This is a genomic window from Tatumella terrea, assembly GCF_039523755.1.
Lineage (GTDB): Bacteria > Pseudomonadota > Gammaproteobacteria > Enterobacterales > Enterobacteriaceae > Tatumella > Tatumella terrea.
Genome location: NZ_BAAAFX010000020.1, coordinates 39633 through 53232, shown reverse-complemented (window position 1 = coordinate 53232; position 13600 = coordinate 39633). Strand labels below are relative to the sequence as shown.

Genomic DNA, 13600 nt, shown 5'->3' with positions numbered 1-13600 from the left:
CGAGTGGCTGCAAACATCCGTCAGGGGGTGTAAAACTACGTAAAGTGACAACCTGAACACCATGGAACACGGTATTTTTCCTGCGGAGGAAACCATAATGAATAAAATTTTGCTGGTTGATGATGATCGTGAGCTAACGTCTTTATTAAAAGAACTGCTCGAGATGGAAGGCTTTGAAATCATAGTGGCGGACGACGGCGAGAAAGCACTTTCTCTGCTGGATAACTCCATTGACCTGCTGTTATTAGATGTGATGATGCCACGGAAAAACGGCATTGATACTTTAAAAGAACTCCGCCAGCAGCACCAGACCCCGGTGATTATGCTGACAGCTCGCGGCAGCGAGCTGGACAGAGTTCTGGGTTTGGAACTGGGGGCTGATGACTATTTGCCAAAACCGTTTAATGACCGCGAACTGGTAGCCAGAATCCGTGCCATTTTACGCCGTTCAAACTGGAGTGAGCAGCAACATACCGATAACGCCTCTCCGGCATTACAGGTTGATCAGCTGAAACTTAATCCGGGCCGTCAGGAAGCGAGCTTTGGGGAAGAGGTGCTGGAGCTGACCGGAACTGAATTCACACTGCTTTACTTACTGGCGCAGCATCTTGGCCAGGTCGTCTCCAGGGAGCATTTGAGCCAGGAAGTATTGGGTAAACGCCTGACGCCCTTTGACCGCGCCATTGATATGCATATCTCTAACCTGCGGCGTAAGCTTCCGGAACGTCTGGACGGTCATCCGTGGTTTAAAACGTTGCGCGGCAGAGGCTACCTGATGGTTTCCGCTTCATGATCAGCAGCCTGACTACCCGCATCTTCGCTATATTCTGGTTAACACTGGCATTAGTGTTGATGCTGGTTCTTATGCTGCCGAAACTCGACTCACGCCAGATGACATCGCTGCTGGAAAGCGAGCAGCGGCAGGGTGTGATGATAGAGCAGCATGTGGAAGCAGAGCTGGCACAGGACCCGCCCAATGATCTTATGTGGTGGCGCAGGCTCTATCGGGCTATCGATAAATGGGCCCCGCCGGGCCAGCATCTTCTGCTGGTCACCTCAGAGGGGCGTGTCATCGGTGCCCGCCACAATGAAATGCAGATTATCCGTAATTTTATCGGTCAGTCAGATAATGCCGATCATCCGCAAAAGAAAACCTATGGCCGTATCGAAATGGTAGGGCCTTTTTCGGTCCAGGATGGTGAAGATAATTACCAGCTCTATATGGTTCGCCCGGCCACCAGCTCGCAGCTGGATTTTATTAACCTCCTGTTTGACCGGCCTCTGTTGCTGCTGATTGTTACCATGCTTATCAGCGCACCGCTTCTGTTATGGCTGGCATGGAGCCTGGCGAAACCGGCCCGAAAGCTGAAGTATGCCGCAGACGAAGTCGCCATGGGCAACCTGAGACAACATCCGGAACTGGAGTCAGGCCCGCAAGAGTTCCTGGCCGCAGGCGCCAGCTTCAATCAGATGATCAGTGCACTTGAACGTATGATGACGGCCCAGCAACGCTTACTGTCGGACATCAGCCATGAACTCAGAACGCCACTGACGCGCCTGCAGCTGGCAACCGCACTGCTCCGTCGCCGGTCGGGCGAGAGTAAGGAACTTGCTCGTATTGAAACAGAAGCCCAGCGTCTGGACGGTATGATCAATGATTTATTAGTGCTTTCCCGCACCCAGCACAACAATGCGCTGGTCAGCGAAGCGATGAAAGCCAGCCAGCTATGGAATGGGGTGCTGGAAGACGCGCAGTTTGAAGCGGAACAAATGGGGAAAAAGATGGATATCCCTTATCCGCCGGGACCCTGGCCTCTGTACGGTAACCCTCATGCCCTGGAGAGTGCGTTAGAAAATATTATCCGTAATGCATTACGTTACTCCCATTCACATATCAGTGTGGGATTCTCTGTTGACCGTTCCGGTATCACTATTCATGTGGACGATGACGGGCCGGGTGTCAGCCCTGAGGACAGAGAACAAATATTCAGGCCGTTTTACCGTACGGATGAAGCCAGGGATCGGGAGTCCGGGGGCACAGGCCTTGGGCTGGCGATTGTTGATACCGCACTGCAACAACACCACGGCTGGGTTAAAGCGGATGACAGTCCGTTAGGCGGATTACGTCTGACTATCTGGCTACCGTTATACTCTGTACGCGAATAATTTGTTATTCTGCGGCTCTCGTGAGCGGGAGCCCTTTATGATTAATATCGTCTTATTTGAGCCAGAAATTCCACCTAATACCGGTAACATCATTCGTCTGTGTGCCAATACCGGTTTCTCATTGCACTTAATCGAACCCCTGGGTTTCACCTGGGATGATAAACGCCTGCGCCGTGCCGGCCTGGATTACCATGAATTTACGGCTATCCGCCGCCATGCAAATTATCAGGCCTTTCTCGACAGTGAACACCCTGCCCGTTTGTTTGCGCTGACCACTAAAGGTACACCAGCCCACAGTGCGGTGGCATGGCAGGCCGGAGATTATCTGATGTTCGGCCCGGAAAGCCGGGGGTTGCCTGCAGAAATACTGGAAAGTTTACCCGCGATGCAGAAAATACGTATTCCGATGGTGCCGCAGAGCCGGAGCATGAATTTATCAAACTCAGTAGCTGTCGTGGTGTATGAAGCCTGGCGGCAACTGGACTATGCCGGCGCGCTTGTTAAAGCGTAAATAACGCCGGCGCTGTATGGGTCGGCGTTAAATGCCGTCCCCGTATTCAAACCCCGGGATAGTGCCATTGAAATGCTGGTCCATATCCATAGCCGGTTTTTCACTGGCGGGCCTGCCGACAATCCTTGCCGGTACCCCGGCGACCGTCGTATGAGGCGGTACCGGTTGCAATACGACTGAACCCGCCCCGATTTTCGCCCCCCGGCCGACTTCAATGTTACCCAGAACCTTCGCGCCGGCCCCAATCATCACCCCTTCGCGGATCTTCGGATGACGATCACCACAGGTTTTACCGGTTCCGCCAAGCGTGACAGATTGCAGAATAGAGACATCATTTTCGATGACGGCCGTTTCCCCGACCACGATGCCTGTCGCGTGATCCAGCATGATGCCGCAACCGATAGTGGCAGCAGGATGGATATCCACACCAAAAGATACGGAAATCTCATTCTGAAGATAAACCGCCAGTGACCGACGGCCCTCTTTCCATAACCAGTTACCGATACGGTAGGCCTGAAGCGCATGGAACCCTTTCAGATAGAGCAACGGCGTAGAGTATTTATCGACCGCAGGGTCACGCTGACTGACAGCAGTAACATCCCGGGCGGCAGAGAAGATCATCGACGGGTCTTTACGGTAGGCTTCTTCGACAATTTCCCGGATGGCGATGGCCGGCATAATCGGATTAGCCAGTTTATTGGCCAGCAGATAGCTCAGGGCACTACCCAGGTTTTCGTGTTTAAGCAGTGTCGCATGAAAAAAACTGGCAAGCATAGGTTCACCTTCCGCCAGACTTCTGGCTTCCGCAATGATGCTTTCCCAGATTTGCGCTAATTCTTCAGACGACATCGTTAAACTCCCGATAAAAAAGCGCCCGGACAGGCGCTTACAAACATAGTGATGGAACTCAAGTCAGCGCTTTGCTCAGAGCGCCTCTTTCTCATCTTTTCTTTCACGACCCAGTAAAGACAGGGCTGCCTCTCTGGCAGATTTCCCGCAATACAGCACCTGATAAATTTGCTCGGTGATTGGCATTTCAACGCCCATACGGGCCGCCAGTACCCGGACTTCTTTAGTGTTCCGGTAACCTTCGACGACCTGGCCGATGCTTTTCTCTGCCACATCGACACTGTTACCCTGTCCAAGCAACATACCAAAACGCCGGTTACGTGACTGATTGTCCGTACAGGTCAGAACTAAATCCCCCAGCCCGGCCATGCCCATAAATGTGGCCGGATCTGCCCCGAGCGCAACACCTAAGCGGCTCATTTCGGCCAGGCCACGGGTGATTAACGCCGTTCGGGCGTTTGCCCCGAAACCTATACCATCAGAGATTCCGGCCCCGATAGCAATCACATTTTTCACTGCGCCGCCCAGTTGTACACCGACCAGGTCATGGTTGCTGTACACACGAAAGCTTTTTCCGCAATGCAGCTTCTGTTGTAACGCTTCGGAAAATGCCGGGCTTGCCGATGCCAGCGCAATTGCGGTAGGCATCCCTGCGGCAAGTTCACGGGCAAAGGTCGGCCCGGAAATCACCGCCAGCGGGATCGCCTGGCCGAGGATATCCCGGGCCACATCCTGCAGTAGCCTGCCGGTTTCGCTTTCCAGCCCTTTGGTGGCCCAGACAAGACGCGAATCGGCTTCCAGCAAAGGCTGGATCTGTTGCAGTACCTGACCAAAGACGTGGCTGGGCACTACCACCAGGATATCCTGGCTGGCTGCCACCGCTTTTTCCAGCGAAGGTTCAATCAGCAGATTATCAGGGAAGGTCACATCCGGCAGAAACTCCGTATTACAACGGTCGGCCTGCAGACGTTCAAGATGGTGCGGGTTGTGTCCCCACAAAACAACCGGGTGGCCATTACGCGCCAGCGTAATAGCCAGAGCGGTGCCGTAGGAACCGGCACCGATAACACTGACAGAATCACTGCGACTATTCATCAGGCTTCCTGCGGAGCACTACCTTCCTGTTCCTGCAGGTAGTTCATGAATAATGCATCAAAATTTACCGGTGCCAGGTTCAGCTGCGGGAATGTCCCCCGGGATACCAGACCTGAAATGCACTCACGCGCATAAGGGAACAGGATGTTCGGGCAATAGGCACCCAGGCAATGAGCCATCTGGGTTCCTTCAATTCCGGAGATAGTGAAAATACCCGCCTGCTGAACTTCACACAGGAAAGCAGTTTCTTCACCGACTGTCGCCGTTACGGTCACGCGTAATACGACTTCAAAAATACCGTCAGCCAGTTGTGAGGATGCTGTATCCAGGTCCAGTTTAACTTCAGGTTCCCACTCTTTCTGGAAAACCTGTGGTGCGTTTGGCGCTTCGAAAGAGATGTCTTTGGTGTAGACACGCTGGATCTGGAAAGTCATTTCACTGTTATTTTGTTCTGACATGGTACTTGGTCCTGTTAAGTTGAAATAAGTCCCGCCCGGAAATCAGGCTTGTAATAAAGGGTCCAGACCCTGTTCAGCCTCAAGGGCATACAGGTCATCACAACCGCCAATATGTGTTCCATTGATAAAAATCTGAGGTACTGTGGTTCGCCCACTGCGCTCGATCATTCCGGCACGTTTTTCGGCATCACCATCAATAGGAATCTCATTAAACGCCGCCCCTTTTTTCTCTAACAGTGCTTTTGCACGGTGACAGAACGGGCAGGTTTGTTTAGTGTAAATATCGATTATTGCCATTGTCAGCACCTCTGCGAAATTATTTTCCACGAACGAGCGGCAGGTTTTCACCATTCCAGCCACTGATCCCTTCTTTCAGTACCGAAACCTGAGTAAAACCGGCAGCGCTTAACTGAGCCGCAGCTTCACCGGCGGACTGTCCGGTAGCACAGACAACAATCACTGGCTGATCTTTAAACTTTTCGATTTCAGTCAGATTGCCTTTTTTCACTTCAGCCGTCGCCAGATTCACAGCACCGGAAATGTGACCTCTGCGGAAATCGTCACGTGAACGCACATCAACCACTACCGCATTGGCTTTATTGATAAGATGCGTCGCTTCACCACGACTGATCGTTTTAACTTTTGAAAACAGCCCCTTAAAGGTAGTAACAATCACCAGGACGAATAAGACAACCCAGGCGAGGCAAAGCACCAGGTGATTGTGTGCAAATTCCATAATATCTTGCATGAGGGGTAACAACTCCAGACCGGACAAAAATAAGATAATATAAGGGTTCTGAGTATACCTGTGCAGTCCGGCATGTACAGACACTAACACCATCGAAGGCTCAATTTATGTGAGACCTGGCCGATAAATACTGCAATTAAGCGCTCAACCCTTACCTGTTGTCTGATTATGCCATTAATGGGCGGATACAAACACTAAATCCCTCCGGCGACGCTGGTAAGGCGTCAGGCATCGTGAAATAATCGTATCCTTATGACGAAAAAAAAGCCTGAAATCCGCATTTCGCCAGAAACAGGATCCTGCCAACACCCGTTGTCCCGGAAACTGCTCCCGCTGGTCATGAGCCTGCTTTATGCGGGCATCGTTTGCTTTCCTTTGCCAGGCCAGACTGCCGACGACAGTAAGGCGCAGCTGAACTCTATCCGGCAGGATATTGCTGACAAAGAAAAACGTGTCCGGACTCAGAAAATTCAGCGTAGTAACTTGCTGGATCAACTGCAAAGTCAGGAGAAAGTCATCGCCCAGGCGAGCCGGCAATTGCGGCAGACCCAACTGACGCTCGACGGAATCAATCGCGATATCGACGACCTGGCGCGTAACATTACCACGTTGCAAAATAAGCAAAACCGCGAAGAAGATCTGCTGGCTCAACAGCTGGATGCTGCATTCCGTCAGGGACAGCACAGCGGTCTCGAACTGCTGCTTAGTGGTGAAGCCGGTCAACGTGATGACCGTATTCTGACGTATTTCACCTATCTTAATCAGGCACGTCAGCAAAATATTGCGGACCTGAAACAGACCCGGGCAGACCTGGCAGAGAAAAAGCGCGTGCTGGAACAGAAACAGCAGCAACAGCAACAATTGCTCCGGCAGTATCAGGCCCAGCAGGTCAGACTGGAGCAGGCCAGAAGCGCACGACAGCGTACGCTGACGATTCTGGAATCATCGCTGGAAAAAGATCAGGCTGACCTGGTGGAAATGCGCCAGAACGAAAGTCGCCTGCAGGCAAAAATTGCCAGGGCAGAACAGATAGCCAAAGCCCGGGCTGAGCAGGAAGCCCGGGAAGCCGAACAGGTACGCCAGCGTCAGGCGCAGGCTAAAGCCTCCGGATCCAGTTACCAGCCGACCACGGGTGAGCGTGAACTGATGGCCCGTACGGGGGGACTGGGACGTCCCGCCGGCCAGTATCCGTGGCCGGTGCGGGGCAAACTGTTACATCGGTTTGGTGAAACCTTGCAGGGTGAACTACGCTGGAAAGGCTTAGTCATTAGCGCACCTGAAGGTTCTGATGTCAGAGCGATTGCCGACGGACGTGTCATTATGGCTGACTGGCTGCAAGGATACGGGCTGGTAATTGTGATAGAACACGGTAAAGGTGATATGACGCTGTATGGTTATAACCAAAGCGCCCTGGTCAATGTCGGTCAACAGGTCAGCGCAGGTCAGCCCATCGCGCTGGTCGGGACCAGTGGCGGACAAGGGGTTTCTGCGCTGTATTTTGAAATTCGTCGACAGGGACAGGCCGTCAATCCTCTCAGCTGGTTAGGGAAATAATGTGTCACAGACTCTGAAAATAGCCGCTTTTCTGGGTGGTATGCTGATTTGTCAGTCTGCGCTGGCCGGTAAGCTGGCGATTGTCATCGATGACTTCGGCTATCGTCCTAAAGAAGAAAATCAAGTGCTGCAACTACCGGCGCCCCTCTCAGTCGCCGTGCTGCCGGATGCCACGCACGCCAGGCAAATGGCCAGCAAAGCGCATCAGACAGGCCATGAAGTCCTGATCCATTTACCCATGGCCCCCCTGAGTAAGCAGCCACTGGAAAAAAATACCCTGACTCCGGACATGAGCAGCGATCAGATCGCCAGAATTATTCAGCTGGCTGTGCAGCACGTGCCTTATGCGGTCGGGCTGAATAATCATATGGGCAGTAAAATGACCTCCAGCCTGCCGGGCATGATAAAAGTAATGCAGGTACTGAACCACTACAACTTTTATTTCCTCGACAGCATGACTATCGGTAACAGTCAGTCTATCCCTGCCTCTAAAGGAACGCATGTCCGGGTACTAAAGCGCAACGTCTTCCTGGACGATACGCAGAACGATGCGGATATCCGTAAGCAGTTTTTACGGGCGATTGCGCTTGCCAGACGAAATGGTTCTGCCATTGCTATCGGGCATCCCCATCCGGCCACAGTGAGGGTTTTGCAACAGATGCTGGCAAATCTCCCTGCGGATATCACCCTGGTCCGGCCCAGCCAGTTGCTGAATGAAAGTCCGTTATCGTCACAGGGCAACGCCGCCATGACACAAAACACGCACAGCGGGACGAAAAAGCATGTGCCTGCGGTGTCTGATCTGACACAGCAATGCCGCACAACACAGAAATTAACCCCGCCACCTCCGTCTCAGGGAGTGTCAATCATCTATAACAGCGTGAAGAATAGTCAGTTTATCCGCGACCTTCGCACCCTCTTTTAGTTGTAACGGGCACCCTTACCCATTGGCGGTAAGGGTGCTGCAATGTATGCAAAGGTGACACCTTACCGTCCCGGTCATCCGCCTTGCCTTTCCCGGCCTCATCTATTCTGAAAAATGTTTTACCGTGCGCCGCGATACGTTACACGGTATGACGGCCTCTGCCTTTACCCGGCGTGAAATGGTATCATTCAGCGATATCACCCTGTTTCTCCGGACTCTACGTCCTTACTGAAAGGCACGCTTATGATTATCGTAACTGGTGGCGCCGGCATGATCGGCAGCAATATTGTTAAAGCGCTAAATGACCGTGGATATACCGATATTCTGGTCGTAGATAACCTGAAAGATGGTACAAAATTTGTCAATCTGGCTGATCTGAACATCAGTGATTATATGGATAAGGAAGAATTCCTTGTCAGCCTGATGGCGGGTGACGATTTTGGCCCTATCGAGGCTATTTTCCATCAGGGAGCCTGCTCTTCAACCACGGAGTGGGACGGTAAGTATATGATGGATAATAACTATCAGTACTCAAAAGAGCTGCTGCATTTCTGTCTCGAGCGCCAGATCCCGTTTCTGTATGCCTCTTCTGCCGCCACTTATGGTGGCCGGAATGACAATTTCATCGAAGAGCGCCAGTACGAAGCACCACTGAATGTGTACGGTTACTCAAAAATGCTGTTCGATCATTATGTACGCAGCATTCTGCCGGAAGCAGAATCACCGGTCTGTGGTTTCCGTTATTTCAATGTGTATGGTCCGCGTGAAGGACATAAAGGCAGTATGGCCAGCGTCGCTTTTCACCTGAATACCCAGATTAATCAGGGTGAGAACCCGAAATTGTTCGCCGGCAGCGAAAACTTCCAGCGTGACTTTATCTATGTCCAGGATGTTGCGGCCGTTAACCTGTGGTGCTGGGAAAACAATGTCTCCGGTATTTATAACTGCGGTACCGGACGTGCAGAGTCTTTCCAGGCCGTTGCCGATGCAGTGCTGGCCTGGCACGGTGAGGGTGAAGTGGAATACATTCCTTTCCCTGAAAAGCTGAAAGGACGTTATCAGGAATATACTCAAGCCGATCTCACTCATCTGCGGTCTGCAGGCTATGACAAGCCTTTCAAAACCGTGGCTGAAGGTGTGACAGAGTATATGGCGTGGCTGAATAATAAAGCTTAAGAGACCTTGCAGCGATGAAAATACTGGTGATCGGCCCTTCATGGGTTGGCGATATGATGATGTCACAAAGTCTCTATCGCACACTGAAGACACGCTATCCGGATGCCGTCATTGATGTGATGGCTCCGGCCTGGTGTCGTCCTTTATTGTCGAGAATGCCTGAAGTGAATGAGGCTCTGGCTATGCCCCTCGGGCATGGTGCTCTGGCATTAGGGGAAAGGAAACAGCTTGGCCGATCACTACGTAGCAGTCATTATGACCGGGCTTATGTATTACCCAACTCGTTTAAATCCGCACTGGTTCCTTTCTTTGCGGGGATAAAAACACGCACCGGCTGGCGCGGAGAAATGCGTTATGGCGTGCTTAACGATGCCAGGACGCTGAACAAGACCGCCTTTCCGTTAATGGTAGAGCGCTATGTTGCACTGGCATATGACGCGGGGACCCTCGCCTCCGCCGCCGATCTGCCTCAGCCACTGTTATGGCCAAAGCTCTCCGTCAGTGAATCCGAAAAAACAGAAATCGCAGGTTTATTCTCGCTGCCAGGTGACCGGCCTGTCATCGGTTTCTGTCCGGGTGCCGAATTCGGCCCGGCGAAACGCTGGCCACATTATCATTATGCTGTGCTGGCCCAGAAGCTGATTGCCCGGGGTTACCGGGTCGTGCTGTTCGGTTCAGAGAAAGACCACGATGTCGGGGAAGATATCCGCCATAGTCTGGATGATGATGACAATGCCTGTTGCCATAATCTGGCCGGAAAAACCAGCCTGGAGCAGGCGGTGGTGTTGCTGGCAAGATGCGCAGCGGTGGTCAGTAATGATTCCGGACTGATGCACATTGCTGCTGCGCTTGACCGGCCCCTGGTCGCGTTATATGGCCCCAGCAGCCCCGATTTTACGCCTCCGCTATCAGACAAGGCCCGGGTGATCCGCCTGATCACCGGCTATCATAAAGTCCGAAAAGGCGACACTGACCTTGGTTATCATCAGAGTCTGATTGATATTACCCCTGCACGTGTTATGGATGAGCTGACGTTATTACTTAGCTCCGCAGGAGAATAAATGCAGGTCCTGATTGTTAAAACATCTTCCATGGGAGATGTCATTCATACCCTGCCGGCATTAACCGATGCCATGCAGGCAATCCCCGGTATTCGTTTTGACTGGGTCGTTGAAGAAAATTTCAGCCAGATCCCGGGGTGGCATCCTGCGGTTGATCAGGTGCTGCCGGTCGCTATCAGACGCTGGCGTAGACACTGGTTCGGAATGCAACAGCGCGAAGAGCGTTTCCGTTTCAGGCAGCGCCTCCGGCAGCGTGAGTATGATGCTATTATTGATGCACAGGGGCTTATCAAAAGCGCTGCGCTGGTGACCCGGTTGGCCCGCGGTACAAAACACGGGGCTGACAAAGGCAGTGTACGTGAGCCATTCGCCTGCTGGTGGTATGACAAGCGGCATTCCGTTCCTTTGCAGCAACATGCCGTTGAACGGACACGCGAATTATTTGCCAAAAGCCTGGGGTATGAAAAACCGGCAACGCGGGGCGACTACGCCATAGCCAGCCATTTTATTCATGATTTACCGGAGGATGCGGGAGAATACATGGTCTTCCTGCATTCCACGACCCGTGATAATAAACACTGGCCGGAAGAACACTGGCAGGCGCTTATTCGTCGTGTTACCCGGCAGGGTTATGCGGTAAAACTCCCGTGGGGTACAGATGCCGAATATCAGCGTGCTACACGGCTGGCCGCCGGCTCCGATCAGGTCACGGTGTTACCGAAACTGTCACTGGCAGACGTTGCCCGCGAACTGGCCGGCGCAAAAGTTATTATTTCTGTGGATACGGGCCTTAGCCACCTGGCCGCGGCGCTCGACCGCCCTAACATTACGTTATATGGCCCGACAGACCCCGGGTTAATTGGCGGTTACGGTAAAAACCAGATAGCACTGCGTCCGCCAGCCGGGAACGATATGGGCGATATCACTGCCGATGCGGTGGATAAAACAATACAGACTTTACTGGATTGCTGAAAAAAGATGAGCTCTTTCTATAAGCAGCTATACCGTTATTCTCACCCAAGATCCTTCCGGCATAATGAAACGCTTTGGCCTTTTGTTAAAATCCGCCGGGCCGTTACCGGGGAGATCATCTCGGTCTCCTACAAGCAGCAGCAGATTCCGATGACCGGACTGTCTGAATTCGCTGCCCGGTATCAGGGTGAAATACTGCTTTCTGCGACGGGGCCATCGGTAAATTCACTCAATTTTGATCTGTTCCCCCCCATCCCGGCAATGGGGGTCAACGGGGCATATCACCTGAATAAAAAAGTACAGTTCCGTTTCTACATCATCGTCGATATGGGTTTTTTTAATGACAGGCCGCAGATAGTCCAACACATTATTGCAGATCCAGCCCTGAAACTGTTCACCACAGTGCACGGAATTATAAACATAGTTAATAACTTCGGACGCGAACAGATAAAGTGCACTTTAATCCCGATAGAAGATATCAGTTACAGGATTTTCGAGCCTTTTGTCCCGATAAAAGACATAAGGCAGACGCTGCGGCCACCTCCAGGGCTCCTGTACAGTCAGGAGAGAGAAGACATTGCATTTAATAGCGACATAAGACAGGGCATTGCCGATGCCGCGACGGTTATTTACTGGGCATTGCAAATATTATCGTTCTGTGGATTTAAAAAGATATATATCATCGGGCTTGATATGAATAATTTTAACCAGCCCAGATTTTATGAAGATAATCAGGATAAACTTCCGACATTACTGGATACTTTCCTGGAAAAGACGATACTCCCCTCATTAAAACATGCCAGTGAAATATTAAGAAAAAATGAAGTAAAAGTCATTAATTTATCGCCTCAGAGTGCGATACCTGATTCTATATTCAAAAAGGAAAACGGGAATGATTTCTTTTCCAGGCAGTAAAAGAACGTTCTTACCTTACACCTTTTTTTTTACCGCCTTCTTATTTTTCAACACACTGTTTAATGGTTCAACAAAAACCAATAACCTTTTACACCTGGCGATCCTTTTTTTTCTCTTTCACGTCATCGTCAATAAGACGGCGGCTCATGCCCTGAGAACTAACCTTGCACTCCTCCGGGGATTGCTGATCGTCGCTGCTTTTTTATTTTACTTCACGCTGAGTAATCTCTGGTCGGCAGACCCGGGGAATATCACGGCGACCCTGACTCACAGTCTCTATATCTTATTCTATATCACTATGACCGCGATGGTTCTCAGTTCACCGGACAGAAAGCGAATTCTGGGCCTGATTATCCTGGGATTTACGATCGTGTTTACCTGGCTGCTGCTCTCTAACTTTCAGGTTATCCTTCATCGTGGCCCGGTGACAGAGCATAATCCGACAGCAGAAAATGTAATAGATCTGTCGGGACTGGCCTGTATTGCCTTAATACTATCAATATCACTCTATCAGGAAACAAAAAATAAATTACTGTTTCCCTGCATGGGGTTGTTCATTTTCTTTATCCTGCTCACCCAAAGCAGGGGCCCCTTCCTGTCATTAATTATCGCGTATTTTATCGGTAAGGGATTACCGGGGCTGAACCGTAAGAATATTGCCATTGCCTTAGCAATCATTATTTTATCAGCCATTTTTATAGAAACTACTGAGCTGGGCACGCTGATCCGTTTACGGGCAGAGGAAGCATATACACAGTCGTTCCTGCGTTTCAGCATCTGGAAACACAGTCTTGAACTCTTTTCCCGTCATTACCTCATCGGTAACGGATTCAGTTATCAATTACACTTTATTAATTATTCCGGGGAGCATATTCATACGGCTCACAGTCTGTACATCGGGACACTACTCAAAGGCGGCATTATCGGCGGCGGATTACTGCTTTCGCTGCTGCTTTACGCCCTGACTATTGCGCTTAAAACGCCTAAGCAGGAATATGACTGCGGTGCAATACTCATGATTTTCAGCATGCTTTTTTATACAACACAGGGGATGTTTGTCATCGGGAATCCACAGGAGTTCTGGTATCTGTTCTGGTTCCCCGTTGGCTATGCTTTATCTTCCTCGCCATTGTCTTCGCCTGATAGCTCAGTGATCAGGCGAAGATAGGC

The 13600-nt window shown here is 51.2% G+C and carries 15 protein-coding genes; 10 read left to right on the top strand and 5 right to left on the bottom strand.

What is annotated here, in order from left to right; all coding sequences use genetic code 11:
- Positions 1-97: 97 nt before the first annotated feature.
- Genes cpxR through trmL form a run of 3 tightly spaced genes read left to right on the top strand, consistent with a single transcriptional unit; the run spans position 98 to position 2677 of the window.
- Positions 98-793 (top strand): envelope stress response regulator transcription factor CpxR, encoded by a 696-nt coding sequence (cpxR, locus tag ABD035_RS15505; protein WP_025902397.1) that lies wholly within the window; start codon positions 98-100, stop codon positions 791-793.
- Positions 790-2166, top strand: a complete 1377-nt coding sequence (gene cpxA, locus ABD035_RS15500) for an envelope stress sensor histidine kinase CpxA (RefSeq protein WP_212714533.1) — start codon at positions 790-792, stop codon at positions 2164-2166. The genes cpxR and cpxA overlap by 4 nt, the downstream gene beginning before the upstream one ends.
- 37 nt (positions 2167-2203) lie before the next feature.
- On the top strand, positions 2204-2677 hold the full coding sequence (trmL, locus tag ABD035_RS15495; RefSeq protein WP_212714532.1) for a tRNA (uridine(34)/cytosine(34)/5-carboxymethylaminomethyluridine(34)-2'-O)-methyltransferase TrmL: 474 nt from the start codon (positions 2204-2206) through the stop codon (positions 2675-2677).
- 27 nt (positions 2678-2704) lie between these two features.
- Here the strand turns inward: trmL and cysE are convergent, their stop codons facing one another.
- The 5 genes from cysE to ABD035_RS15470 form a co-directional block, all read right to left on the bottom strand.
- Entirely contained in the window at positions 2705-3526 is an 822-nt protein-coding gene (gene cysE, locus ABD035_RS15490) for a serine O-acetyltransferase (protein ID WP_212714531.1), read from the bottom strand.
- 75 nt (positions 3527-3601) lie between these two features.
- Positions 3602-4621, bottom strand: a complete 1020-nt coding sequence (gene gpsA, locus ABD035_RS15485; RefSeq protein WP_212714530.1) for an NAD(P)H-dependent glycerol-3-phosphate dehydrogenase — start codon at positions 4619-4621, stop codon at positions 3602-3604.
- The gene (secB, locus tag ABD035_RS15480; RefSeq protein ID WP_025902402.1) at positions 4621-5079 is read right to left on the bottom strand and encodes a protein-export chaperone SecB; all 459 of its coding nucleotides are present in this window, start codon (positions 5077-5079) and stop codon (positions 4621-4623) included. Before secB ends, gpsA begins: the two co-directional genes overlap by 1 nt.
- Positions 5080-5121: 42 nt before the next feature.
- Positions 5122-5376, bottom strand: a complete 255-nt coding sequence (gene grxC, locus ABD035_RS15475; RefSeq protein WP_025902403.1) for a glutaredoxin 3 — start codon at positions 5374-5376, stop codon at positions 5122-5124.
- A 19-nt stretch (positions 5377-5395) separates the two neighbouring features.
- The gene (locus ABD035_RS15470; RefSeq protein WP_343871065.1) at positions 5396-5827 is read right to left on the bottom strand and encodes a rhodanese-like domain-containing protein; all 432 of its coding nucleotides are present in this window, start codon (positions 5825-5827) and stop codon (positions 5396-5398) included.
- Between the two features lie 252 nt (positions 5828-6079).
- Here ABD035_RS15470 and envC point away from each other — a divergent pair, with 252 nt between their 5' ends.
- The 7 genes from envC (at position 6080) to ABD035_RS15435 (ending at position 13598) form a co-directional block, all read left to right on the top strand.
- Positions 6080-7381: a murein hydrolase activator EnvC gene (gene envC, locus ABD035_RS15465; protein WP_212714528.1), complete on the top strand. Its 1302-nt coding sequence runs from the start codon at positions 6080-6082 to the stop codon at positions 7379-7381.
- 40 nt (positions 7382-7421) lie between these two features.
- Positions 7422-8306 (top strand): divergent polysaccharide deacetylase family protein, encoded by an 885-nt coding sequence (locus tag ABD035_RS15460; protein WP_343871095.1) that lies wholly within the window; start codon positions 7422-7424, stop codon positions 8304-8306.
- Positions 8307-8549: 243 nt separating this feature from the next.
- Complete coding sequence (gene rfaD, locus ABD035_RS15455; protein ID WP_343871064.1) at positions 8550-9482, top strand: ADP-glyceromanno-heptose 6-epimerase; 933 nt, start codon at positions 8550-8552, stop codon at positions 9480-9482.
- A gap of 14 nt (positions 9483-9496) precedes the next feature.
- The gene (gene rfaF / locus ABD035_RS15450) at positions 9497-10543 is read left to right on the top strand and encodes an ADP-heptose--LPS heptosyltransferase RfaF (protein ID WP_212714526.1); all 1047 of its coding nucleotides are present in this window, start codon (positions 9497-9499) and stop codon (positions 10541-10543) included.
- Complete coding sequence (rfaC, locus tag ABD035_RS15445; RefSeq protein ID WP_343871063.1) at positions 10544-11515, top strand: lipopolysaccharide heptosyltransferase RfaC; 972 nt, start codon at positions 10544-10546, stop codon at positions 11513-11515.
- 6 nt (positions 11516-11521) lie between these two features.
- Entirely contained in the window at positions 11522-12430 is a 909-nt protein-coding gene (locus ABD035_RS15440) for a sugar glycosyltransferase (RefSeq protein ID WP_343871061.1), read from the top strand.
- Positions 12408-13598: an O-antigen ligase family protein gene (locus ABD035_RS15435; RefSeq protein ID WP_343871060.1), complete on the top strand. Its 1191-nt coding sequence runs from the start codon at positions 12408-12410 to the stop codon at positions 13596-13598. The genes ABD035_RS15440 and ABD035_RS15435 overlap by 23 nt, the downstream gene beginning before the upstream one ends.
- The last annotated feature ends 2 nt before the right edge of the window (positions 13599-13600 follow it).

Bases quoted from the DNA above. Each gene is read 5' to 3' on its own strand.
- ABD035_RS15470 (WP_343871065.1), bottom strand. From the start codon at position 5,827: ATGCAAGATATTATGGAATTTGCACACAATCACCTGGTGCTTTGCCTC.
- rfaC (WP_343871063.1), top strand. From the start codon at position 10,544: ATGCAGGTCCTGATTGTTAAAACATCTTCCATGGGAGATGTCATTCAT.
- cpxR (WP_025902397.1), top strand. From the start codon at position 98: ATGAATAAAATTTTGCTGGTTGATGATGATCGTGAGCTAACGTCTTTA.
- cpxA (WP_212714533.1), top strand. From the start codon at position 790: ATGATCAGCAGCCTGACTACCCGCATCTTCGCTATATTCTGGTTAACA.
- rfaF (WP_212714526.1), top strand. From the start codon at position 9,497: ATGAAAATACTGGTGATCGGCCCTTCATGGGTTGGCGATATGATGATG.
- ABD035_RS15440 (WP_343871061.1), top strand. From the start codon at position 11,522: ATGAGCTCTTTCTATAAGCAGCTATACCGTTATTCTCACCCAAGATCC.
- envC (WP_212714528.1), top strand. From the start codon at position 6,080: ATGACGAAAAAAAAGCCTGAAATCCGCATTTCGCCAGAAACAGGATCC.
- trmL (WP_212714532.1), top strand. From the start codon at position 2,204: ATGATTAATATCGTCTTATTTGAGCCAGAAATTCCACCTAATACCGGT.
- grxC (WP_025902403.1), bottom strand. From the start codon at position 5,376: ATGGCAATAATCGATATTTACACTAAACAAACCTGCCCGTTCTGTCAC.
- secB (WP_025902402.1), bottom strand. From the start codon at position 5,079: ATGTCAGAACAAAATAACAGTGAAATGACTTTCCAGATCCAGCGTGTC.
- ABD035_RS15460 (WP_343871095.1), top strand. From the start codon at position 7,422: ATGCTGATTTGTCAGTCTGCGCTGGCCGGTAAGCTGGCGATTGTCATC.
- ABD035_RS15435 (WP_343871060.1), top strand. From the start codon at position 12,408: ATGATTTCTTTTCCAGGCAGTAAAAGAACGTTCTTACCTTACACCTTT.
- gpsA (WP_212714530.1), bottom strand. From the start codon at position 4,621: ATGAATAGTCGCAGTGATTCTGTCAGTGTTATCGGTGCCGGTTCCTAC.
- rfaD (WP_343871064.1), top strand. From the start codon at position 8,550: ATGATTATCGTAACTGGTGGCGCCGGCATGATCGGCAGCAATATTGTT.
- cysE (WP_212714531.1), bottom strand. From the start codon at position 3,526: ATGTCGTCTGAAGAATTAGCGCAAATCTGGGAAAGCATCATTGCGGAA.